20 protein-coding genes are annotated in these 22,500 nt (G+C 66.6%); 10 read left to right on the top strand and 10 right to left on the bottom strand.

Annotated features, from left to right (window positions below; genetic code table 11):
- The first annotated feature begins 168 nt into the window (after positions 1–168).
- Positions 169–1,029 carry an alpha/beta fold hydrolase gene (locus OV287_RS54100; RefSeq protein WP_267541934.1) on the top strand — a complete coding sequence of 287 codons (861 nt, stop codon included), beginning with the start codon at positions 169–171 and terminating at the stop codon, positions 1,027–1,029.
- Positions 1,030–1,111: 82 nt separating this feature from the next.
- On the opposite strand, the gene OV287_RS54095 is transcribed toward OV287_RS54100, so the two are convergent.
- Both OV287_RS54095 and OV287_RS54090 read right to left on the bottom strand, forming a co-directional pair.
- Positions 1,112–2,569 carry a hypothetical protein gene (locus OV287_RS54095; protein ID WP_267541933.1) on the bottom strand — a complete coding sequence of 486 codons (1,458 nt, stop codon included), beginning with the start codon at positions 2,567–2,569 and terminating at the stop codon, positions 1,112–1,114.
- Positions 2,570–2,745: 176 nt separating this feature from the next.
- On the bottom strand, positions 2,746–3,312 hold the full coding sequence (locus tag OV287_RS54090; protein WP_267541932.1) for a MarR family winged helix-turn-helix transcriptional regulator: 567 nt from the start codon (positions 3,310–3,312) through the stop codon (positions 2,746–2,748).
- A 130-nt stretch (positions 3,313–3,442) separates the two neighbouring features.
- On the opposite strand from OV287_RS54090, the gene OV287_RS54085 reads away from it, so the two are divergent.
- Positions 3,443–3,985 (top strand): carboxymuconolactone decarboxylase family protein, encoded by a 543-nt coding sequence (locus OV287_RS54085; RefSeq protein WP_267541931.1) that lies wholly within the window; start codon positions 3,443–3,445, stop codon positions 3,983–3,985.
- Between the two features lie 161 nt (positions 3,986–4,146).
- On the opposite strand, the gene OV287_RS54080 is transcribed toward OV287_RS54085, so the two are convergent.
- From OV287_RS54080 to OV287_RS54065, 4 genes are read right to left on the bottom strand one after another with little or no spacing between them, the layout of a single operon-like run.
- Positions 4,147–4,884 carry an ABC transporter permease gene (locus tag OV287_RS54080; RefSeq protein ID WP_267541930.1) on the bottom strand — a complete coding sequence of 246 codons (738 nt, stop codon included), beginning with the start codon at positions 4,882–4,884 and terminating at the stop codon, positions 4,147–4,149.
- A gap of 14 nt (positions 4,885–4,898) precedes the next feature.
- Positions 4,899–5,846 carry an ABC transporter ATP-binding protein gene (locus tag OV287_RS54075; protein WP_267541929.1) on the bottom strand — a complete coding sequence of 316 codons (948 nt, stop codon included), beginning with the start codon at positions 5,844–5,846 and terminating at the stop codon, positions 4,899–4,901.
- Positions 5,839–6,681: a SagB/ThcOx family dehydrogenase gene (locus OV287_RS54070; protein WP_267541928.1), complete on the bottom strand. Its 843-nt coding sequence runs from the start codon at positions 6,679–6,681 to the stop codon at positions 5,839–5,841. The genes OV287_RS54075 and OV287_RS54070 overlap by 8 nt, the downstream gene beginning before the upstream one ends.
- A 10-nt stretch (positions 6,682–6,691) precedes the next feature.
- A complete protein-coding gene (locus OV287_RS54065; RefSeq protein WP_267541927.1) occupies positions 6,692–8,023 on the bottom strand; it encodes a YcaO-like family protein in 1,332 nt (443 codons plus the stop codon).
- A gap of 457 nt (positions 8,024–8,480) precedes the next feature.
- Between OV287_RS54065 and OV287_RS54060 the strand changes: the two genes are divergently transcribed.
- The 5 genes from OV287_RS54060 (at position 8,481) to OV287_RS54040 (ending at position 13,640) form a co-directional block, all read left to right on the top strand.
- Complete coding sequence (locus OV287_RS54060; protein WP_267541926.1) at positions 8,481–9,764, top strand: CIA30 family protein; 1,284 nt, start codon at positions 8,481–8,483, stop codon at positions 9,762–9,764.
- Positions 9,761–10,858: a TOMM precursor leader peptide-binding protein gene (locus OV287_RS54055; protein WP_267541925.1), complete on the top strand. Its 1,098-nt coding sequence runs from the start codon at positions 9,761–9,763 to the stop codon at positions 10,856–10,858. Before OV287_RS54060 ends, OV287_RS54055 begins: the two co-directional genes overlap by 4 nt.
- A gap of 17 nt (positions 10,859–10,875) precedes the next feature.
- Complete coding sequence (locus OV287_RS54050; RefSeq protein ID WP_267541924.1) at positions 10,876–11,439, top strand: GNAT family N-acetyltransferase; 564 nt, start codon at positions 10,876–10,878, stop codon at positions 11,437–11,439.
- Positions 11,440–11,767: 328 nt separating this feature from the next.
- Entirely contained in the window at positions 11,768–12,754 is a 987-nt protein-coding gene (locus OV287_RS54045) for a M91 family zinc metallopeptidase (RefSeq protein ID WP_267541923.1), read from the top strand.
- A gap of 202 nt (positions 12,755–12,956) precedes the next feature.
- Positions 12,957–13,640, top strand: a complete 684-nt coding sequence (locus tag OV287_RS54040; protein WP_267541922.1) for a protein-S-isoprenylcysteine O-methyltransferase — start codon at positions 12,957–12,959, stop codon at positions 13,638–13,640.
- Positions 13,641–13,665: 25 nt separating this feature from the next.
- Here OV287_RS54040 and OV287_RS54035 read toward each other — a convergent pair whose 3' ends face one another.
- From OV287_RS54035 to OV287_RS54025, 3 genes are read right to left on the bottom strand one after another with little or no spacing between them, the layout of a single operon-like run.
- The gene (locus tag OV287_RS54035; protein ID WP_267541921.1) at positions 13,666–13,905 is read right to left on the bottom strand and encodes a tautomerase family protein; all 240 of its coding nucleotides are present in this window, start codon (positions 13,903–13,905) and stop codon (positions 13,666–13,668) included.
- Positions 13,906–13,928: 23 nt separating this feature from the next.
- Positions 13,929–14,642, bottom strand: a complete 714-nt coding sequence (locus OV287_RS54030) for an SDR family NAD(P)-dependent oxidoreductase (RefSeq protein WP_267541920.1) — start codon at positions 14,640–14,642, stop codon at positions 13,929–13,931.
- A 33-nt stretch (positions 14,643–14,675) separates the two neighbouring features.
- Positions 14,676–15,572: an alpha/beta fold hydrolase gene (locus OV287_RS54025; RefSeq protein ID WP_267541919.1), complete on the bottom strand. Its 897-nt coding sequence runs from the start codon at positions 15,570–15,572 to the stop codon at positions 14,676–14,678.
- A 136-nt stretch (positions 15,573–15,708) separates the two neighbouring features.
- Between OV287_RS54025 and OV287_RS54020 the strand changes: the two genes are divergently transcribed.
- A complete protein-coding gene (locus OV287_RS54020; RefSeq protein WP_267541918.1) occupies positions 15,709–16,623 on the top strand; it encodes a LysR family transcriptional regulator in 915 nt (304 codons plus the stop codon).
- A gap of 215 nt (positions 16,624–16,838) precedes the next feature.
- Here OV287_RS54020 and OV287_RS54015 read toward each other — a convergent pair whose 3' ends face one another.
- The gene (locus tag OV287_RS54015; protein WP_267541917.1) at positions 16,839–17,534 is read right to left on the bottom strand and encodes a Crp/Fnr family transcriptional regulator; all 696 of its coding nucleotides are present in this window, start codon (positions 17,532–17,534) and stop codon (positions 16,839–16,841) included.
- 94 nt (positions 17,535–17,628) lie between these two features.
- On the opposite strand from OV287_RS54015, the gene OV287_RS54010 reads away from it, so the two are divergent.
- A complete protein-coding gene (locus OV287_RS54010) occupies positions 17,629–18,171 on the top strand; it encodes an Mpo1 family 2-hydroxy fatty acid dioxygenase (RefSeq protein WP_267541916.1) in 543 nt (180 codons plus the stop codon).
- A gap of 289 nt (positions 18,172–18,460) precedes the next feature.
- Positions 18,461–22,495, top strand: coding sequence for an NACHT domain-containing protein (locus OV287_RS54005; protein ID WP_267541915.1), 4,035 nt, complete (start codon positions 18,461–18,463; stop codon positions 22,493–22,495).
- The last annotated feature ends 5 nt before the right edge of the window (positions 22,496–22,500 follow it).

Below are 22,500 nucleotides of genomic sequence, written 5' to 3'. Positions count from 1 at the left end.
CCTGGCGCCTCGAGCAGGAACGTAGGGGGGACCGCCGAGGGGAGGATAGAGACTTCGAGGCGTCTTGGCCTCATCCTTCAACAGCGCCTCCCATCCGTCTTGTGCTCTTCGTTAAGGTGAAGCCGCCGCATGTCCGCCTTCGCACCGACCCCAAGGGAGACCGATTCCATGGATACGCCTTCCACCGTCGCTACCGCCGTCAACACGCCCACCCGCTTCGTCGAGGTGAAGGGCCGCCGCCTCGCCTACCGCGAGCTCGGCAAGGGAGTGCCCATCATCCTGTGCCTGCGGTTTCGCGGCATCCTGGATTCGTGGGACCCCGCCTTCCTCGATGCGCTGGCGGCCCGCCATCGCGTCATCACCTTCGACTATTCAGGCCTGGGCCAGTCGACCGGTACGCCCAGCTATGTGCGCACGAGGTTGGCGCAGGACGCCGTCGACCTGGCCGACGCGCTCGGCCTGGAGCGCTTCGTCATCGGCGGCTGGTCGCTGGGTGGAATCGCGGCGCAGATCGTGGCGCGCCTGCACCCCGAGCGCGTCATCAAGACCCTCCTGATTGGCACCACGCCGCCAGGCAAGGTGCGCTTGCCGGCGAAGCCCATCTTCTACGAGCGCGCCTTGAAGCCGGTGAACGACCTGGATGATGAGACCGTGCTGTTCTTCCATCCAGAGTCGGAGAAGTCCCGCGCCGCCGCGGTGGCTTCCCACCACCGCATCGCGGCGCGCACCACGGATACCAGTCCGGCCATCCCCATCGACACCGTCATGAGGATGCTGGCCGAGACCAGGAGCGAGGATGTCTTCGTGGATGACAACGGCTACCGCGACTTCCTCAAGACGACCAACATCCCCACGCTGGTCATCTCCGGGGATCAGGAAATCGTCTTCCCGGTCGAGAACTGGTTCGACCTGACGCCGCAGACGAAGTCGGTGCACCTGATGGCGTTCCCGCAGATGGGCCATGGCCCGCAGCACGAGGCACCGCAGCTCTGCGCCGACCTGATTGCCAGCTTCATCCAGAACCTCTGAGCACCGGGGCGGAACGCACACGGGCGGGCGAGGAGCCCCCGCTCCCCACCCGCCCGTGCGCTACTCACTTCTGACTGGCAGTCTACTGGCAGTCGCGCGCCTCGAAGCCAACGCCCGAGGTGGACTCGCTGGTGGTGCTTTCCTTCACCAGGCACCTGGTGGCCGGTACGCTCACCCGCGAGTCGTTGACCGTCACCGACAGCTCACCCGACACCACCTGCAGGCCGCCGGGGAAGCCCGTCGACTCGTTGGCGGGCACCGGGCGCACGCTCGGGGCGTCGCCGCCGCTCAGCCGCACATTGAAGTTCGTCCTGAGGTTGCTGGTGGGCTGCCCGCCTGCCTCATCCTCGTACACCGGCTCCATATCGGTGAACACGGAGAGGTCGAACTCAGGCCGCACGCTCAGCACCGCCCGTCCATCCGTCCCCTTCGAGACGTTCAGGTCGAAATGCCGGCCGGACAGCGCGTTGAGGTCCACGGTGACGAGCTTGTGGTCCCCCACGGCCACATAGCTCTGCGCCTCGCCCAGGCCGAGGTGCGCGATGGTGAGCGCCTCGCTGCCCTCCTGGGCCTCCATCGCGAACGACAGGCCGGACAGCGAGCCCACATACGGCTTGCCGGCGAACTCGGGCTTGGTGCCGCTGTACGGAGCACGAATCTCGGTGGTGCCCAGGTTCAGGGCGACGCGGGCCCAGTTCGCCCCATTCATCTGCCACACCTTCAGCTCGGTCAGGGGCGTGGCCTTCGCGGAGCTGAAGGCATACGTGCCCGACACCGTGTCCCACTCGACGCTCAGCGCATCCAGGATGGACGTCTGGAACTCCAGGTCCTGCGGTCCCCTGCTCGTCAGGGCCAGCTCCACCCGACCCACCATCACCCGAGGCAGCTTCGTCGCGGGGCTCAGGTGAGTCACCGTGTCCTTGACGCCGCCCAGGTCGACAGTCAGGCCGACCCGCACGTCCGTGAAGGAGAGGGAGAGGGGCTCGGCACGGTTGGGGCCAAAGAGCAGCTCCAGTTCCAGCTTCTCATCCCCCTTGTTGGTGGCGCGGATGCGCAGCTCGTACTTGTCCACCTCGGCCACGCACTCGGGGGCCGCCGGCTTCGAGCCATCCGTGCACAGATCCTCGCCCGTGATGCGGAACGTGGTGGAGCTGCCCTGGGTCTCCTCTACGTTGGCCTCGATGAAGATGCGCTCACGCAGGTACTTCTCCACCAGCGCGGCCTGCGCCTGCGAGGTGACCTCATCCGGAACGCCCGGCACCGGCAGCGGGCTCTCCTCGGCCAGGCGGGTGATGGACATGCCCTGGAGGCCGCCACTCACGTTGCCGGCACCGCCGACGCTGGACGCCACGTCGGTCAGCATCTTGAGGGCCGAGAGGTTGCTCAGCGTCCGCATGCTGGAGCCAAGGTTTCGGACGAGGTCGCCGGAACGCTTGGCGGTTACCTCGGCCACATCCTCCGGCTCGGGTGCTGGCGGCTGGCATCCCACGGCGCCCAGTGCAAGTGCCACGGTCCCAGTCACCCAGAATTTCATCTTCATTCAGTCGCCTCCTAGAGCGGGGTCAGGTCTGCATTCTCCAGCAATGGACAGGCCAGAATCCAATCCTAGACATTTCGCGGGTTTCACGCGCTGGGGGGGGCTCCAAACACCGCCCGCTCTGACATCCCTGTCAGGACGCCGTGACCGTCAGCCCGGCAATTTTCCGCCGAGAGGTGTCAAACGTCCGGGGCCGAGTGCTCCCGGCACAGCAGCGCGCTGTCCGCTCGGCTGAGGGGCTCCTGAGTCAACCCGCAGCGGAAGCGGCCCTGCGGCTCCCGCTGGAAGTGGCGGCAGGATGCACACACTCCGAAACTCGGCTGAGCGTGCGTGACCAGCAGGGCCCGGAGCAGGCCCGTCAGCGAGGCCTCCAGCCCGCGGCCACCGTCTGGCAGCCCCTCGAGGGTGCGGGAGAAGAGGGCGGGAGGCAGCAGCGTCCCGAGCAGGGCTCGGCCCTCCCCCGTCAGATGGAGATGGGTGACGCGGCGATCCGTGCTGCTGCTTTCTTTCTCGAGCAGCCCCTTGCCTTCCAGCAACGCAATCGTCTGCGACACCGTCCCCTTGGTGAGGCCCAGGTACTCCGTAAGCCCCGCGGGTGTGTTGCTGTAGCGGTTGCACACCGAGAGGTAGTGCAACGCCTGCAAGTGCACCGGTTGTAGCCCATGCTCCTGCCCCACGGCGCGCTCCTCGTTGCGCAGCAGGTTCGAGATGCGCTCGAGCAGCGTGTACAGAGATTCAGCACTCATAGGCATGAAGGTATCGAGGCCGAACCATCTTGACAAGAAAGTCCACGGCTCCTATTTAGTGTCGTGTCGAAACCAATTGACCGGCCGAGACCTCCCTGGCCCCGACCGCTCTCCATCCAGGAGTAACGTCATGTCCCAGAGCGCCATTGCCATTGCCCCCGTCACCCCCGCCACCACCCCCGAGGCCTCCAAGCCCACGCTGGAGGCCCTCAAGGTGAAGTTCGGCGGCGTGCCGAAGATGTTCTCGACGTTCGCCCACTCGCCCGCGGCGCTCGAGGCGGTGGCCGGCTACTTCGGCGCGATGGGGAAGGCCTCGCTGCCGGGGCGCACCCAGGAGGCCATCGCCATCGCCGTGGCCCAGGCCAACGGCTGCACCTACTGCCTGTCGGCGCACACGGCGCTGGGCAAGCTTCAGGGCGTCCCGGCCGATGAGCTCGCCGGTTTCCGCTCCGGCCGCGCGGCCAATCCGCGCGAGCAGGCCATCCTCGACCTGGCGCTGGCCATCGTGCGCACGCACGGAGCGGATACGGGGAAGCAGCTCGTTGCCGCTCGCCAGGCGGGCCTCACGGACGCGGAGCTCGTCGAAGTCGTCACCGCGGTCGCTCAGAACGTGCTCACCAACTACCTCAACGTGGTCGCCGGCACCGAGGTGGACTTCCCCAAGGTGGCCTGAGCTCCACTCCACACGTGGGACCCGGCCCTGGAGCACGCCCCTGTCGTTGGCTCAGCGAACCGCCCAGGTGGCCGGCGGCAGGTGGAAGACGAGGTCCGCGTGAGGCGCGATGCTCCCGCGGCCTTATGTGGTGCTGTGCCGATATAGGGTGCCGCGCTCCTTCATGAGCTCCACCGGAAGGTGCGCAGCGTGACGAGGAACGAGGCGATGCCCCATATCCCGAGCACCAGGGCCTCCCGCCACAGTGAGAGCAGTCCCGCGCCGTCCACCAGGATGTCGCGCAAGCCCTGATTGAGGGCGGTCAATGGAATCCATTCCACGATCGCCTGCATCCACACGGGAAAGTGACTCACGGGGAAGAAGACACCGGAGAGGAAGCCCATCACCAGGCTGGTGAGGTTCATCGCTCCGGTGGCTGACTCCAGATTCCGCGCACGGCTGGCCGCCAACAGGGAGATCCCCGCGAAGGAGAGAGAGCCCATCAGCCCGAAGACGATGAACGACAGGAAGTCGCCAGCGACCCGGACGCCGAACACCAACCGGGAAACTCCCAGCAGGAAAAGGATCTCCACCACACCGAGCGCACCACGCCAGACGAAGAAGGAGAGCAGGAAGTGACCGCGATTCATCGGCGTGGCCGCCAGGCGTTGAAGCATCTTCCCGGTGCGCAACTGCAGGATGACCGAGCCCACGCCCCAGATGCCCGCCGACATGAGCCCGTAGCCAATCAATCCGGGGATGAGGAAGTCGATGTAGCGGAGACCGGGCGCGGATGACGTCCGCTCGCGGAAGGCGAGCCCGAGCGTGAGCGCGATGAGCAGGGGAAAGCCAAAGGTCCAGAAGAGCGCCCAGGGCTCGCGCAGAAGGGAACGGACCCGGAGGAGGAAGAGGAGGCTCATGGGCCGGGGTCTCGTCATGAGGGGGTGTCCTCCCCCAGGCCATGGCCAGTGCACGCAAGGAACACGTCGTCGAGCGTCACCTCCCGCGTCGAGAGCGACCGGAGCGTGAGGCCCCGCGCGCGCACCCTCTCGAGTAGCCCGGACAGGGCCGGTTGCAGCTCCGCGACGTGGAGGGTGAGTCCGGCGCTGTGGAGGCGGAGGCTCCGGAGCGCCGGGAGATCCGCGAACACCTCCGGGGTCGGCACCGGGCTCGCCACCAGCTCGATGACCTGCCCACCTCCGAGGGAGGCGAGCAGCTTGGCGGGCGTGCCCTGGGCGACGATGCGCCCCCTGTCGAGGATGACCACCCGGTCGCAGAGCGCACGGGCCTCTTCCAGGTAGTGGGTGGTGAGCACCACCGTCCGTCCCTGGGCTTTGAGGCTCCCAAGGGTGTCCCACAGGGCCTGGCGCGAGCGCGGATCCAACCCCGCGGTGGGCTCGTCGAGGAAGAGGAGCTCCGGATCTCCCGCGAGCGCCGTAGCGAGTGACAACCTGTGCTGCTGGCCTCCCGACAGGTTCATCGCATAGGCCCCGCGTTTCTCCTCCAGCCCGACGAGCTGGAGGAGCGCGTCCACGGGAAGGCCGCGCGGGTAGAAGGCTCGGAAGAGTTGGAGCGTCTCGGAGACCGTCATCTTGCCGTGGAACCTCGTCTCCTGCGGGGCGATGCCGATGCGTGCGCGCACCCGTGCCGCATCCTTCCCCCACTCCAGACCGAATAGCCGCACCGTCCCCGCCGTCGGCCGCTGGAGTCCCTCGAGCAGCTCCAGGGTGGTGCTCTTGCCCGCGCCGTTGGGACCCAGCAGCCCCATGCACTCGCCCTGCTCTACACGCAGCTCGAGAGCATCGACGGCCACCGTGCCGCCAAACCGTTTGACGAGCCCCCTCGCCTCGATGGCAGGTGGAGTTCTCTCCAGCCTATCCATGGGCGTCCTCCCGTGGAGCCCGCCCGAAACACATGACGTGGACCACCGACTCGGAGCTGCCGTCGAGCCCGAGGAGCCCGTTGAGCTCATCATCGAGCCATCCCCCCATCATGCAGGAGTGGAGCTGCTGGCATTCGGCCAGCAGGGTCGCGCACTGCCCGAGCATCCCGGCTTCCATGAGGATGAACCGGTAGCCGCGCTCCCGGTACTTGATCATCGTGCGAGCGAAGAGGGCGCTGACCACGAGGTAGAAAGCCGGGGCCGAGCCCATGCCCCACTCGCGCTCCATCCGCTGCATGCTCTCGGACTGGTCCGCGAGCTCCAGTGCCTCCAGGGCGTGGTGCGCGACACGGTAATGGTACAGGCCCGGGTCGAGCCCCTGGACGCGCTGCACCATCAGGTAGAGCTCGAGCGGATAGAGCGCGCCGGCGCTGGGAATCGCCCGGAGGTACTGGGTCCCCCCCGAATCCTCCAGCCTGCCTGTGATGCCATACGAGAGCTGCAGGAGGTTGGCCAGCTCCTGGAGGGTGACGGGCCGGTGGGGATCGAACGCTCGAAGCGAGCGCCGGCCCACGATGACCTCCTGGAGGCCGCGCTCCAGGACCAGGTTCGCTCGCGGCAGCTCGACCTGCGGATGGCCGGGGTAGCATTTCCAGGACCTGGCGAGCTCCTTCGTGAGGCCCTCGGACATGATGCGTCCAATCCGTCGGCCCAGCTCGTCCAGTCCCGGGCGGGTGAGTTTGGAGTTTTCGTGAAAGAGCAGGCTCGGGGGCGCTTCTCGCCGCTGCTGGGACTGCTCCCATTCCTGGAGGATGTGCCGGACTCTGGGTTTCATCACCGTGACCTCAGGGGAATGGGTGGGGATAGCGGGTGAGCTGTTCCTCGCTTGCGCGCTCGTGCCGGTATCCGAGCTGGAGGGGGACCTCATGGAGTCGCTTGCCCCCGAGGAAGGGCCAGCGATGGTCGCCGTGGAGCGGCTGGAGCTCGGGCGTCACCACGCGAACCACCTTGAGCCCGAGCGACTCGATGTCTGGCGTGGTGAGGTCGACGACCACGAGCTCGTAACCCCGGACTTCCAGCCGGTGCACGAGCTCGGCGAGCGCGGTGGCGGGGTTCGTGTCCTCCCAGCGCGGCAGGTCTTCGAGAGCGAGCTCCGAGGTCACCCGCTGGTCGACCTCGAGCAGGTGCGGCGTGAGCTCCTCCACCACGGAGTACAGCATGCAGGAGAGCGAGAAGTCGGTGACGTTGGAGAAATCGGCCGCGGGCTTCCAGCCGGAGTGCCGTTCGAGCTGCCACAGGACGTAGGGCCTCCCCTGGACGGCTTCCAGGAGCGCCTTGAGGGTTGCCTGGTCGCCATCGAGCCGGGAAGCGGCCCCGACCACGTGGAGCGGGCCACGCCAAGTCTGGCAGGTCAGGACGACATAGGTCGTGGGCACGCCGAGGTCGAGGGTGAGGTCATAGGCCCGGTACTCGTAGCCCGGGACGGCGAAGCGCTCGCGGAAGATGCGGCCGGTGGGCGTCTCGCCTCGCAACCGGATGCGACGGACGGGAAGGTCGTTCATCCAGAAGAGGGTGAAGGCATCCCGCTCGAGGCATTCGTAGAGACCCGAGAGGATGGCGCGCTCCAGTGAGGAGCCGGCGCCCAGGCCCGTCGAGATGATCGGGCCGAGGTCCGCTTCGCCTGGTCGCTGGAGAGAGGGCATGTAGACGCGCGAGGCGGGAAGGAGGACAGGCCTCCTCCGAACCAGGGATCGTCCCCATACCCAGGAGAGGGGCGTGTCCTCCGTGAAGCGTTGGAACGGAAAGCCCGGACCTGCATATTGGTGGTCCGAGAAGAGCGCGAACCGCCCGGGCTCGAGGACCTCGTGGTGCCGGCTGAGCTCCCGGTACGTGCCGAAGACAGTGCTCGCGGCATCCATGAACGCGGCGCAGTACCCCTCGAGCAGCTCTCCCACCGCGGAGCTCCTGGCCTCCTCGAGCGTCAGTCCCGCGCCTCCGCAGGCCTGCCGGGATGGGCGATTCTCCAGCGGACCCAGCAATGCCGGCTCGACGCTGAACATGTGGATGCGCGGCTCGCCCGCCTGACGCGGTACTCGGACGAGCGCCCGCCCCAGTCCGAGGCGGGGACTGAGCACCTGCTCCGCCCAGGTGGAGAATGTTTCAAGGGTTGGCATCATCCGGTCTCAAGGCTCATGAGGGGCTCCCCGGCCGAAACACCAGAGAGTCCCGGTCCACCGGATTCACTGTTCGATTCGGTGGCCTACGTTTACAGGAACTTGACCCTACAGGAGCTGCAGCAGCTGGCTCCGGCGGGGATGAATTCATCCTCCCTGGACTCGGAGATCCTCTCAAAGGAGATGAGAGGTTCCTCGAGTGGCTGGGACGACACTTCGATTACCTGAGACGAATCGTTCATCGCATCCTCCTTTCTTGATGCAGAGGGGCTCGGTGATGCGGCGCCTCCGTCAAATGGAATGTGCGTATGGAGCGCCGTTGTGATGCCGCTGGCGATCCAGGTCAGGCCAGCTGGTTGCTGTTGGCTCATCCGAGCAGGTGGCTCCGTCACGGGCCGGGGGACCCGCGTCTATCTGAATGGCGCGGGTTCATCCCTCGCGGAAATGGAGCACTGTTCACATGCAGCCGGGATTCTCGTGGCTCGGGTCCGCGCGCATGGATATCCCGGGCGTCACGCCGGGGCTGGCCCGTCTGTGTTTCGATCCCTCCGAGGTCTCCCCCTCGGAAGCCCGGGGGTTGGCCAGCACCATCGGCCGGACGCTCCAGGCCCTTCGCGACTGGTCCTCCCTCGAATTCGCCAGGCCGTTCGATGTCGTGCTGGACGCGCGGTCGTGGGTCCCCCTCGCTCAACCCCTCCTGCCACGTCCCCGGATTGTCCTCTCACCCAAGGCGGTCGGACAGGCTTCCGACGAGGAGCTCTCGCCAGACCTCGTGCATGAGCTGTCCCACCTGCTGCTGTTCGCGCCCGGGTCGCCCTTCCTCTCCGAGGGCTGGGCGGTCGCCTGCGCCTATCTGCTCTCTCCTGGCGCGGCGTATTTCCCTCTTTCCCCGAGGGACGACGCGCCTACCCTCCATCACCTGCTCGCCGAGCATTCGGAGGGAATGCGAGCGCTGAGCGAGGATCTCCAGCCCCATGGCTCGTGGGGCGAGCTTCGCATCCGGGAGATGCCCTCTGAGCGCAACCGGCTCGCCTATGCGCGCGCGGGCTCCTTCGTCCTCCACCTGCTCGAGCAGCGCGGCCTGGAGCCCTTCACGAAGCTCCTCCAGGCCCTCGTACACGAGCCTGACTTGCTGGAGGAATCGGTCTTCGAGAGGTTCTACGACTGTCCCCTGTCCGAGCTGGAGGTGCGCTGGCGGGACAGGCTCGACCGGGCGCGCCCGTCGCGGGCCGCTCGGGATCGGCCGGAGGCCGGGGCGGCGAGTGCCCTGTTCCTCGCCTCGGAGGCTTCCGACTGGATGCTGTCCACGGATGGCGCGAGCCAGGGAGGCTTCACCGTGACGTCGACGCGCGAGGCCGCGGAGGAGGTCGAGCTGTCCGGCAGGCTGGCGGCGGAGGTCGCGGGCCCCTTCGTCATGCTCACTCGTTTCCCGCGACGGGATGGAACTCCCGTGGACGTGAGGAGCCACACGGGTCTGTGCTTCGAGGCGCGCGGAGACGGGAAGATCTACCAGCTCTGCTTCGCGACCGAGCGGGCCCGGTGCCCCGGTGAGGAGTTCATCCACCTGCTGGAGACGCGCTCCGAGTGGACCCACTACGAGCTTCCCTTCTCACGCTTCCATCGCTTCGTGCGCGACAGGCACGGTTGGACGGGGAGGGATGTGCTCGCGCTCCATGTCCGGGCCTTCGGCTATGGGGGCCAGGCGTTCCGTTTCGGCATCCGAGGGTTGGAGCTGTGGACATGAAGGAAGATCTCGAGAGGATGCTGCCGCGGGTGGTGCCTTGCATGAACGTGGTGCGGGACGGAGAGCGCACCTGCTACTTCATGTCGAGTGGAAGGGACTTGCTACGATGTCAGGGCAGGCTGGTGCCCGCGCTCGTGGAGCGATTGCTGCCTCTGCTGGATGGCACCCGCACCCCCGCGGAGCTGCGAGCCGAGCTCTCGGGAACGATCGACACCGCGAGCGTGGACGAGCTGTTGCGCCTGCTTCTGCACCACAGAGTGGTGGTGGACGCGGGACCCGAGCGGTCCTTCTCCGCCCGCGAGCTCGAGGCGTTCGCGAGTCTGTTGGCGTTGCTCGCGCGAAGCTTCTCCAATCCATACCGTCCCTTCGAACGGCTACGCCGGGCACGCGTCGTCGTGGTGGGGGACTCGGAGCTTGCCCGGGAACTGCTCAGCGCCCTGGCGGAGTGCGCCATCGGCACGATCGATCTGGTCATGGACGAGGGGCTCCCCACCCTGGTGGTTCCGCAACCTGTCCACGTGCGTGCTCATCCCTTCGCGGCGCTGCGGACTCTCCTCCCGGGAGCCGACCTCGTCATCGGCGTGCAGGATGGTGAGTTCGGCTTCACCCGGCGGATGCGGGAGTTGAACCGCCTCTGCCTCGGGTTGGGGACGGACTGGCTGGAGGTCCGGCTGTCACTGGATGCGGAGGGCTGGATCGGGCCGCTCCATACGCCGGGGACGGCCTGCTTCGAATGCGTGGAGCTCCGGCGGAGGAGCCATCTCGCGACATGGAAGGAGCAGGCGCTCCAGGTGGAGCAGGTGGAGCGGGGACTCCTCGTGGGGAAGCGGCTCGGGTTCGCGCCCTTCCAGAGACACCTCGCCAGCATGGTGGCCGTCGAGGTGCTCCTCTACCTCACCGGGCTCGAGCCCACTCGCCTGGTGGGGCGCGGCCTGCTCGTGGATCTCCTCACCCAGGAGAGCAACTCGCACCCGGTGTTGAAGCACCCCGCATGCCCCGCGTGTGGCCAGCCACCCGAGGAGCGGCTCCATCCCTGGGGTGATGAGGAGGTCCGTATCGAGAGGACGCTGTTGGAGGCGTCGGGACGCGAGTGAGCGCGGGGAGGCACGGCATGGTGCGTGGAAGACGACTCGGATTGAAGGAAGTGACGCGTGCGGATGCTCAGCTCCTCGCGGACTGGCTCGGAGACGAGGACTTCGCGGGCCCATTCCTCGATGTCTGGTCCGTCACCGCCAAGCAATGGGAGCAGATGCTGTCCGTGCCGTGGCCCGCGGCGGAGGCAGGCCTGTTCCTCATCCGCGACTCAGTGACGGACGAGCCCTTGGGGCTGACCGGATATTTCAACCCGTTCACGCGTCCGGACCTCTACAAGGGGCTGGAGCTCTGGGTTCAGGTCCATCCGCGATTCCGTGAGCGAGGCCTCGCTGTCGAGACCACCTGCCTTCTGGTGAACCATCTGTTCACGACCCTGGACGTCACGAGGCTTCAGGCGTTCATCACCGTGGGGCACGACGTGTCATGCCGGGGGGCCGAGGCGGTGGGGATGCAACGGGAAGGTGTCTGCCGGGGCATTACCTCCATCCGCGGGCACCGCGCGGATATGTACCTGTATTCGCTCCTGCGGAGCGACTGGGTGAGCGAGGAGGTGTATCGCCGGAACCGGCATCCCTTCTGACTTCCGGCGGAGGGCTGGTGCAGGGAGGCGGCAGGGGCCGGCAAGGTCGTTCAGGTGGCCTGGCACCTCACGGCCGTGGACCACGTCATGAGCCGGGCTCGGGTCCACGGAGCGTCCGCCTGACAGGCTCGAGGCCTGGTGACTGCTGTCACCAGGTGGTGACTGCTGTCACCCGTCTCCGAAGGCAGGGGCTGGCCGGCGGCTCCCGTAAGTCCCCGAAAACCCGAGGGTTTGCCTGGGGCTGAGGGCCCGGAGGGGTTGGCACGCTCGATGCTCTACAGGTGAGCAAGCCGCTGCCCCCCTTCGCTGACTTCCAAGGAGACCGTCCATGAAGATCCGTCCGTTCCGCTCCCCGTCGCTGCCGTCGCTGAGGACGAATGATCTCACTCCGAACACGCCCCGGAGCGCGCCCACCTCGCCCGTGCAGACGCGCAACCTGCCCACCCGTCCCTCGGTGCCCACGCCGGAGCAGCTCCAGGCCGGGAAGAACAACCTGAAGCCGGCCGACTACGGCGTCGTGCACCCGAACCTGCAGGGCATCCGCACCCGCCGGGACGACCAGCAGGCAGGGCACCAGTTCGCCGACTTCACGAGTGACGTGCGCCACTCGACGGGCGCGCTGATGAGCCAGCCCAACGGCAACCGGCTGCTGACGGAGCTCAACGGCCGCACGAATGCCGTCAACCCTGGCCAGGTCGGCACCCAGAACAAGCCGCTGACGGTGACGGACATCTACTCGGGCCGCAACGCGAGCATCCCGAACGCCAACGCCCCGCGGCACGACGGCACCTACGGCGGTATCCAGCAGGCGTACCGTTACGACGGCAATCCGGGCCCCGGGGCGCCCAGCACCCTCAAGTACGACGAGCGGTTCAACGAGAAGAACCCGGGGGCCCGCTTCAACAGCCTGGGCCACGAGTCGGTCCACGCCTGGCGCAATGCCAATGGCCTCGGCGTCAGCCCGCTGGAGGTCAGCCCGCGCAGGAACGACCCCCTCATCCAGAACAATGATCCCCTCGTCGGGAAGGTCATCGGCCACCACTCGCACATGCAGGAGGAGTTCGAGACCGTCGGCATGAAGCCCACCCCGCACTCCCCCAACAAGGACGGGTGGACGCCCAACGAGAACCTGATTCGCAAGGAGCACGGGCTCCCCCAGCGCAACGACTACTCGGGAGAGACCCCGGCCAAGGTCGATAATCTGACGGACAACATCAACACGGGGCTGCTGGATCAGCGCAGCTGGGCTACCAAGCTGTGGGACCGGAACCCCGAGCCGCCGGTCCAGTCCATGATTGACCACCTGGAGAAGTGAGCGCTCCGCCTCCACGGGTTCGAATCCCGTCGGGGACGCTGAAACTGGGGCCGGAAGCTGCTGGAAGCTCAGCGGTTTCTGGCCCCGGGTTCAGGATGCTGCGCTCCAGGAGTCCGCCGGAACCGGAGGGGCCCAATTTTGAATTTGCAAATCAATCTCAACTATGGGAAGGAGAGCTGGCACAATCGAGGAAGGAGCACGCATGGCTGCTTCACGTCAGTCATTGATGGCGAGCGTACCGGCGGCGCTGATGACCCTGGGGATGGCGGCCCTGCTGGTGGCGACACTCGTGCGCTGGCGGGACAATGGCTGGGGGGGACTGGTGTGGGTGGGGGTGATGGTCATCATGTTCGTGATTCGCATGCCGCACTCCCTGCGCAATCGCGCCAACCGCATCACCCTCAGCCGCCATGATGCGCTCGAGCAGGCGCTGCTCTTCGCCATGTTCCTGGGAATGATGGTGCTGCCACTCGGCCACCTGGGGACGGGGGTGTTCTCCTTCGCCGACTACACGTTGCCGGGCTGGGCGACCGCGGTCGGCACCGCGCTCCAGGTGCCCTTCCTCTGGTTGTTCTGGCGCTCTCATTCCGACCTGGGGCGCAACTGGAGCGCGGGACTCGAGGTGCGGGAGGAGCACGGGCTGGTGACCCATGGGGTGTATGCGCGCATTCGCCACCCCATGTACGCGGCAATCTGGCTGGCGGCCCTCACCCAGCCGTTGCTCATCCACAACTGGATTGCGGGCGCGTTGGTCATCCCCGCGTTCGCCTCCATGTGGCTCCTGCGCACGCCGAGGGAGGAGGCCATGATGCGTGAACGCTTCGGCTCGGCCTACGAGGAGTATGCCGCACGTACGGGGCGGCTGTGGCCGAAGCTCCGGCACTGAGCGGGCTCAGAAGGACGGGCGGACCTCACCCGGAGCCCTTGGCCGCCACCTGTCGCCGATAGGCTTCGACGGGCAGGCCGCCGACTCCCCAGTTCTCCAGCTCGACCTCGTCGATGACCACGAAGGTCGAACTCGGGGGCTTGTTCAGGACCTCGAGCAAGAGGTCGCTCACGCCTTTGATTAGCGCGGCCTTCTGCTCGGGCGTGGCGCCCGCCTGGCCGGGCGTGGTTCCCTCTCGCGTGATTCGGATGTTCACGTATGGCATCGGAGCTCTCCTGGCGTGCTGGCTCACCAACGGCCGGCGTGCGCTCCACCGTCGACGTGGAGGATCTCTCCGGTCACGAAGGCCGCCGTCTCGAGGTAGAGCACCGCCTCGACGATCTCCCGCACCTCGCCCATGCGCTGCATGGGGTGAAGCGTGGCGAGGGTCTCGTGGTTCCTGGCCGGGTGCATGGGGGTCTTGATGATGCCCGGCGACACCGCGTTGACCCGCACGCCCCTGCCGGCGAACTCGATGGCCAGGGACCGGGTGACGGAGTTGAGGCCTCCCTTGGTGAGGGCGGGGATCGCCGCGGGCACGGATGTCATCGGCTGCTCGGCCAGGGTCGTCGTGATGTTGACGATGTGGCCGGCGCCCTGTCGCAACATCTGGGCGGCTGCCTTCTGCGTGACGTGGAAGAACCCGAACAGGTTCAGCGAGACCAGGGCCATCAGATCGTCTTGGGAGTAGTCGACGAACGGCTTGGAGATGAAGACCCCGGCGTTGTTGACCAGGGTGTCGATGCGGCCGAAGCGCTCCATCGCCGCGCCGACGATGCGCTCCGCGGTGGCCGGTTGGGAGATGTCTCCATCGACCGTCAGGACGTTCGGGGAGGTGCTCGGCTTGATGGACCGCGAGTTGGCGACGACGCGGTAGCCGCGGGAGAGGTACCCCTCCACGAGTCCCGCGCCGATTCCCTGCGATGCACCGGTGATCAGGACGACTTTCTGCTCTGTGCTCATGACGTTTCTCTTTTCTTGATGACGTGTGTGTCGTTACCGGTTGGAAAGCGTGCGGCCGAGGAAGTCGCGCATCAGCGGGATGAGCTCGTCGGCCTTGTCCTCGAGCGCGAAGTGCCCGGTGTCGAGGAGGTGCAGCTCTGCGTCCGGGAGCTCCCTCTTGAATGCTCTGGCGCCCTCGGCGGGGAAGATCTTGTCGTTCGCACCCCAGACGATCAGGGTCGGCGGCCGGTACTCGCGGAAGAAGGCCTGGAACCGCGGGTAGAGCTGGACGTTGGTGCGGTAGTCGTAGAAGAGGTCGAGCTGGATTTCGACGTTGCCGGGCCGATCCAGCAGGGCCTGATCGTGCACCCAGGTGGAGGGGTCCACGCGGGAGACGTCCCTGACACCATCCAGGTACTGGAACTTCGTGAACTCCAGCCCCATGGTCGGGCGTAGCGCCTCGCGATGGGCGGCCGAGCCGTCCGCCCAATAAGCCCTCAGCGGCTCCCAGAAGGACTGCAGGCCCTCTTCATAGGCGTTGCCGTTCTGCACCACGAGCGCGCTCACCCGCTCCGGGTGCTTCAGCGCCAGGCGGAAGCCAACTGGCGCGCCATAGTCCATGACATACAGCGCGTAGCGCTTCGCACCGAGCTGGCTCAGCAGTCCATCGACGAGGTCCGCGTACTTCGCGAAGCTGTAGGTGAAGTCCTTCCGGTCGGGCATCGCGCTCTGGCCGAATCCCGGGTAGTCGGGCGCGATGACGTGATAGCGATCCGCCAGGGCGGGAATGAGGTGGCGATACATGTGCGACGAGGTCGGGAAGCCGTGGAGCAGCACGACCGCGGGTGCATCCGCGGGGCCGGCTTCACGGTAGAAGAGCTCGACGCCATCCACCTGGGCGGTGCGGTGGTGCGTGACGGCGGAGTGGGGACGATTGGCAGGGACGAACATGGTGAGGCTCCTCGGTCCAGACGCCGGAGGGCGTCCGCGGCGCGGCATTGCGTCGACGTGAGGAGAGATAAGCGGCGGCCTCGGGCGCCTGAACGTCCACGTTCCAAAAGGCACTCTTTCGCCAAGAGGAAGAATCATGGATCGGATCGACGCGATGAGAGTATTCGTGACGGCGGTGGACGAAGGGAGCCTGGCGGGGGCCGGCCGGCGTCTGGGCCGCTCTCCGGCCGCCGTCACCCGGGCCATCGCCTTCCTGGAGGAGCACGTCGGGACGCAGCTCCTGCACCGCACCACGCGCTCCATCCGGCTGAGCGACGCGGGCCAGCGTTACGTCGCGGCCTGCCGGCGTGTGCTGACGGAGCTCGAGGAAGCGGACATGCTCGCCGCGGGAGAGCACGCCGCGCCACGTGGCATGCTGACGATTACCGCGCCCGTCGTCAGCGGGAGGCAGATCCTCCGGCCGATCCTCGATGCGTTTCTCGACAGCCAGCCCTCGGTCAAGGGGAGGCTCCTCCTGCTCGACCGCTCGTTGAGCCTGGTCGATGAGCGGGTCGACGTGGCACTCCGGATTGGCAATCTGCCGGACTCGAACCTGGTCGCGGTCCGCGTCGGCGAAGTCCGGAAGGTCGTCTGTGCGTCGCCGGCCTATCTCGCCGGCCGGCCACCCATCGTCGAGCCGGGAGACCTCGCCAGTCATCAATGTGTTTCACTGCTCCAGTTCGGGGAGGACTCGTGGAGCTTTCCGCCCGCAGCGGGGACCGCAGCGCCGCGCTCCGTTCACATCTCACCCCGGTTGGTCGTGAATGGTGCCGACTCCATCATCGCCTCGGCGGTTGAAGGCCACGGCGTGACCCGGGTCATGTCCTACCAGGTGGCGGAGCTGGTGCGCGCCGGGAAGCTGACCCTCCTGCTGGAGGACGCCGAGCCGCCGCCCACGCCCGTCCAGTTGATTACGCCCGAGGGACGGCTGTCGCTCCCCAAGGTCCGCGCCTTCGTCGACTTCGCCGTGCCACGGCTCAAGGCCGAGTTCGCGCGGCTCGCCCGGCTCTAAGTAGGTGAGCAGAAGTTCCCGACACAATCGTGTGGCCTTTGCACTGCGTCTGAAGCTACGGCAGGCCGACCTCCCGGTCGCGCGCTGCGCAAAGTTGTCCAACAGTTGGACAACTTTCTGAAGACCGGGCCCGGCAGAGCTGCCCGCCCCGCCCGACCTCCATCGGATGACGTAGGTCCTTGTGTAAGGGAACTTCTGCCCACCTACTTAGGCGGCTAACTCGCCGCGTCCCGGAGTTTCTCCAGGCTGAGGAGCTCGATCTTCCCATAGGTCAGGCGGACGGCGCCCCGAGCCTCCAGCTCCTTGAGGATCTGATTGGTCGTCTGCCGCGAGATCGCCAGCATCAGCGCGAGCTGTTCCTGCGAGACATCGATGACCCGCCGCGCGCCCCCTCGCAGGTTCCCATAGCCTTCCGCGATCATCAGGAGGCGCCGCGCCAGACGGGCCGGAGCGGGCAGCAGCGACAGTTCCTCCAGCGCGATGAACATGAGCCTCAGCTTGTGGCTCATGAGCAGGGCGAAGTCGCGCCAATATCGCGGCTCCTGGGCGAGCAGCGTCTTCAGCGCGGCCTGTGGCACCTGCAGCACCTGGGTGGTGCCTTCGGCGGTGGCATCGTGGGTGCGCGGCTGGCCGTCGATCAGGGAGATCTCCCCGAACCAGTGGGGCGGCTCCATCAGCATCAGCAGCGCTTCCTTGCCGCTCTCGCTCACCCCGCTGATGCGGATGGCGCCATCGATCACGCAATACAGGCCGCAGGGCCGGTCTCCGCGTGAGAACAGCCGCTGGCCGGGGTTCAGCCCGCGCACCACGGCCGCGTCGAGCAATCGGGCCCTCAGCTCCTCGGGGATTTCCTGGAACCAGCGGCCGCTGAGGATGAGGGGTCTCCAGGCCTGCACGCGCTCGTCTGTCATTCTGTGCTCGGGGCAACAACCGTGTCGGCTACCCGACAGACCTGGGCCGCGCCTGGGGCCATCATGGGGACTCGACCAACCGGGGAGAGCCTACATGAAGACGCTGGTGGATCATCTCGCTCAATACGCGGCCTATCACCGCGACCGTCGCAACATCGCCACGCATTTCGTCGGCATTCCGATGATCCTGCTGGCCGTCGCCACCTTGTTGTCCCGGCCCGGCTTCGAGGTGCTCGGCTTCGTCCTCTCACCCGCCACGCTCGTCAGCCTCGCGACGGCGCTCTTCTACTGGAGGCTCGACGGACGCTTCGGTCTGGTGATGACCCTGGTGCTGGGAGGGTCGCTGTGGTTCGGTCAGGTGTTGGCCACCCAGGCCACGGCCACCTGGCTGAGCGCGGGGCTGGGCCTGTTCGTCGTCGGGTGGATCATCCAGTTCGTCGGGCACTACTACGAGGGTCGCAAGCCGGCCTTCGTCGATGACCTCATCGGGCTGATTGTCGGGCCCCTGTTCGTCGTCGCCGAGCTGGGCTTCTTCCTCGGGCTGCGGGACGAAGTGCGCCGCGAGGTGGAGGTACGGGCGGGGCCGACTTGTATCCGTCGCCGGAGTGAGCAGCCATCGACAGGTGCAAGCGCGTAGAACCCCCGTCCCCAGAAGTACTGGAGGACAGAGGCTCGGGAGCGGTCCCGGAGGGTGGGCGATGAGACCCACTGGTACGGGAGGGAGGGGAGGGCCACTGACCGGTGCCAAGAGGAAGGACGCGGGTTCGATTCCCGCCGCCTCCACTGGAAGTGAGTGAGCCCCGGCCGCCATCAGGCGAGCCGGGGTTTTCTTTTTCCGCCGAAGCCGCCAGCGGTAGCCGGGCGAGCTGCCATGCTGGCTGAGACGGGAAGACTTGAGCCCGTTTGCTGGGATAGGAACGGGAGGCATGGGGAAACGCCCGGCACGGGATCGCCGCAACACCACTGGGGGAATGGGTGGGGCAGGGGGCTACCGCTTCCAGGTACGGGCCATCGCTTATGCGGCAGCCCATGTTCTGGCCGGTGAGCCTCTGCAATGGATCGAAGCCGCGGGTGTGGACGTTCCAGTGGAGACCTCCGCAGAGACGGGCGGGCCCGGGGACGATTTCCAGGTCAGGCTTCGTGAAGGCACTACCGTGGAGGTGCAGTGCAAGAGTGGCCTGAGACAAGACTCGAAGTTCCAGAGCACACTCGTCCAACTCGTGCGTGGCTTGCTGTTCGATCCAGCACTGCACGCCGTCCTGATGATGGACTCAGGGGCCAGCGAAGCGCTTCGGAAGCACCTTCGAGACGATCTCAACCGGTTGCGTCAGGGCCGCAAGGATCGGCTCCACGAACCCACTCGTAAGATGCTGCGCCTCCTCCAGGCCATCCCGGGCTTTGACATGAAGGCGCTGGATCGTCTTCATGTCGAGCTGCTCGAAGCCCCAGAGAAGGTCGCACTCGCGCTGCTGAAGCGAGTCGTCAGCACCGGGCGCGAAAAAGATGCTTGGAACGCGCTCTGCAACGAGGCACTGGAGCTCACCCGGTCGGGGGGACGCAGGACGGAACACTCCTGGCGCAAGTTCCTGGCGAGCCAGCGTATCCCGCTCACCGCGGTGGCTGCAGAAGCGGAGACCGTGGAGAGGCAGTACCGGGACTGGCTCATCCGGGACACTCGCACCCTCTTCATCCCGGGGCTTGGGCGGGAACTGCCCATCACGGCGGCTTGGCTTCGGTTGCAGGCGAGAGAGGTGCAAACCCTGGCGCCAGCGACCCCGGAGACGCTGGCGGATCAGGTTGAGACGTATCGTCAATGGGCGCGGGGGGAGGGGCCCGATTCCAAGAAGACGATCGACACGGAGCTTCTGACGGAGCTGGGCTCCAGGCTCGTGGTGAGTGGAGGCCCAGGCGCCGGGAAGAGCACGTTGCTGCGGTACGTGGCCCACCGGAAGGCTTTCGAGGGGCGGCTCGTCGCGCGCGTGCAGCTGAAGCTCGTCGCGCTCCGCTTGCAGCGGGGCGACACATTCGAGCAGGCGTTGAGCTGCGTGGCCGGAGATGGCTCGGGTGTGCCTGCGCACAGGTGTGAGGAGCTGCTGGCAAACCCGGAACTCCTCCTCGCGGACGGGCTGGACGAATGCGGCGCCGATGCCTCCTCTATGGGGGAAGCGCTGAAGAAGTGGAGCCATGGGCATCAGGGCACTACCGTCATCGTCACGACACGCCCTGTCGGGTACGAAGCGGCGCGTTTCGCGGACTGGACGCACCTGGAGCTGCTCCCGTTGCAGAGGGAGGATGTCTCGGAGTACGCGCGGCAGCTCTTCCAGCTCGCCCTCCCATCCGGAGAAGATGTCGAGGCTGCTTTGCAGCGCCTTGAGCATGCGCTCGAGAATCATCAAGCGGGATCCGTCGCCGCGAGGAATCCTCTGCTGCTGGGGTTCCTCGCCAGCTTGGTAAGCCAGGAGCGGCTGCCGGGGACGCGTCGTGTCGGGCTCTACCAGGAGATCGTCAGCCTGGCAGAACAGAGGATTCCCCGCGAAGGTTCCACCGAGCCCTTCCCAGAGCTTCCTGTCGCGCGGCATGTCCTGGAACAGGCCGCCTGGGCGCTGCAAGAGACGCCGGTGATGGGCTCGGATGAGTTGAAGAGACGGTTGGGAGCCGAGCTGGCTCGTCGGCTCCAGGTGGATGAGCTCCGTGGGGAAATCTTGGCAGGGCAGGCACTTGAGTTCTGGGAACGACAGCGCCTCATCGAGCGCCTTCGCGCGGGGACTGCGGAGGTCCATGTCTTCGTCCACGCAAGCTTCGGAGAGTTCGCCGCGGCTCGGCACCTGCTTAGGCTGGCTCCCAAGTCACGAGGCAAGCTCGTGGCGAGCCTCAGGCGTAGTCCGCAATGGTACGAGGTCCTCATGCTGGCAGCGGGTCTCCAGCCTGAGGCGATCGTTCCCGACCTGCTCGCCCTTGACGTCCCTGATGACGTCACCTCGTACGAGGCAATCCTCGCCGCCGAGGCGCTCAATGAGAGTGAGGCGCCGTCTCCAGGTTTGATCAGTCAGACCCTGGAGAAGCTCGGGCCACGACTCACGTCGTCCGTTCCCCTGCTCGTCTTCGAGGCCGCGGAAGCCCTCCGTCCGCTGGCTCGCCGCTTCCCTGAAATCATCGGGCTGCTGGCACTTGAATGGAGTGGCTCCGATAACTTCTCTCTCCGGCTCAGTGCGCACTTCCTACTCCTCGAATGTGGACCTCCCTGGGCGGAGCCCTCGCGAGTTCGAGGCATGCTCCGGGAGATCGCGCAGCTCTCGGAAGAAGAGTGGGAGCGAGAGTCCTGGGGCGGGTCTCGCTTGTCAGGGCAACGAGCCCGAGGGCGGATCGAGCTTCCACATCAATTCGTGGACAGGAGCCTCGTACTCCTCAGCGAGCAGCCGCCTCAGCCAGAGCATGACGAGCTGATCATGCAGGTGTACAGGCAAGCACGGGGCACGCTCTCCGTCTCGCTCGACCTGTACTACAAGCTTGATCGCAAGCGCTTCGAGGAGGTCTTCCTCTGGGCAGCCCGGAGCATGGCCGAGGTGGTGGTGGAGTCTGCGCACCCCAAGCAGAAGGCAAAGCCAACGCCCAAGGAGTGGGAGCTCCTAGAGTGGATTCTGCGCATCACTCCTGAGTCGACCTTGCCTCCTCAAGCGACGGTGGCTCCGAGTCATGCGGTTGCTCTTGGGCGGCTCTTTGGCGGACTCGACTTCTTGGACGGAATGTCGTTCCCTGACATGATCAGTTTCTTCGAGAGACACGGGGCCTCCGAGCAGAAGGACCTGATCGGTCGTGCGATGATGGTGGCGCTCGGGATCGATCCGCAGCAGCTCAGGCGAGAGGCCATGGCGCTACTGGCCTGTGCACGAGGTGCTGCTTCCTTTAACTCCCAGGCAATGGAGGCCCTCGGTGTCGTGACGGCGCTTCCTCGGCTTCCGATAACACCCGATTGGAAGAAGGCCGCGAAGCTGAACCTCCCTGCGGACACCCTCGTTCACGCGCTCTCTCACCCGTCATGGGCTGTCAGTACCAGCGCGGCTCAACTCCTGGAACACGGCGCGGGCGGCCAGGAGGCTCTCAAGCTGCTCGAGCAGCGGGTCCAAACACTCCGGAAACGCGAAGATGAACACCTGGTCCTGAACGTGGTCGGACTCGCGCCGCTTTTGTGGAAAGAGCAGCAGGCCGCCGCCCTGCTCCTACCGCTGCTAGAGCCGCCTGTGTCCTTCGTCAACGCGCCGCTGTACGAGGTATTGCCCGCGCTGTATGGGCGAACCCGGTCCGAGGAGATCATCGGATGCCTCATTCGAGGAGTCGAAGCGAAGGACTCCCGCATCGCGTGCAAGGCGGCGGAGGCAGTGCTGGAAGTGGCCGGGGTGCTTCCCGCGAGCGCAATCGAGGCGCTCGCTCGTTCTGCCGAGAGATGGGCTTGGGGCGAGCCCGAGTGTGACCAGCACCCTGACGTGGTAGTGGAGGGAAGGGTCTGCTCGCTCTGCCATCGTGTCCTGCCCCATCCCAAGGTGCCGCTCCTGCAGGTCCTGCTGAGCAAGGAGGGGCTGACCTTCGAGAACGGACTTCAGCTCATTCAGTCTCCGGATGCCGAGGTTCAAGCGATTGCCGCCGCGGCGCTTGTCTCTCGGCCTACCGCGGAGCACCTGGCCCAGGTCATCCACAAGGTGGTCGAGCACCAGCTCCCGCCATTCGTACTGGAGAATGTACTCGCCGTGGAGGCGGAGGCCCTGCGCGAGGTCCAAGGGGCGCTGAGGGAACTGCTTCAGCTCCCGTGGGACACGCTGCGGGAGCGCATGGTGGAGGCGCTTGCCACTGCGGGGTGGGTGAGCCGGGACGAGGCCTTGAGTCGTGCAAAGGCAGCTCTCAAGGACCCTGCCTTGGGCGTCCGAAATCAGGCGGTCATGACCATCCGATACATCATGGCTCAGTGAGAGAC

Source organism: Archangium lansingense, assembly GCF_026626635.1.
Taxonomy (GTDB): domain Bacteria; phylum Myxococcota; class Myxococcia; order Myxococcales; family Myxococcaceae; genus Archangium; species Archangium lansingense.
Note: the sequence above shows the minus strand (reverse complement) of the source record. Positions and strands in the feature narration are given on the sequence as shown.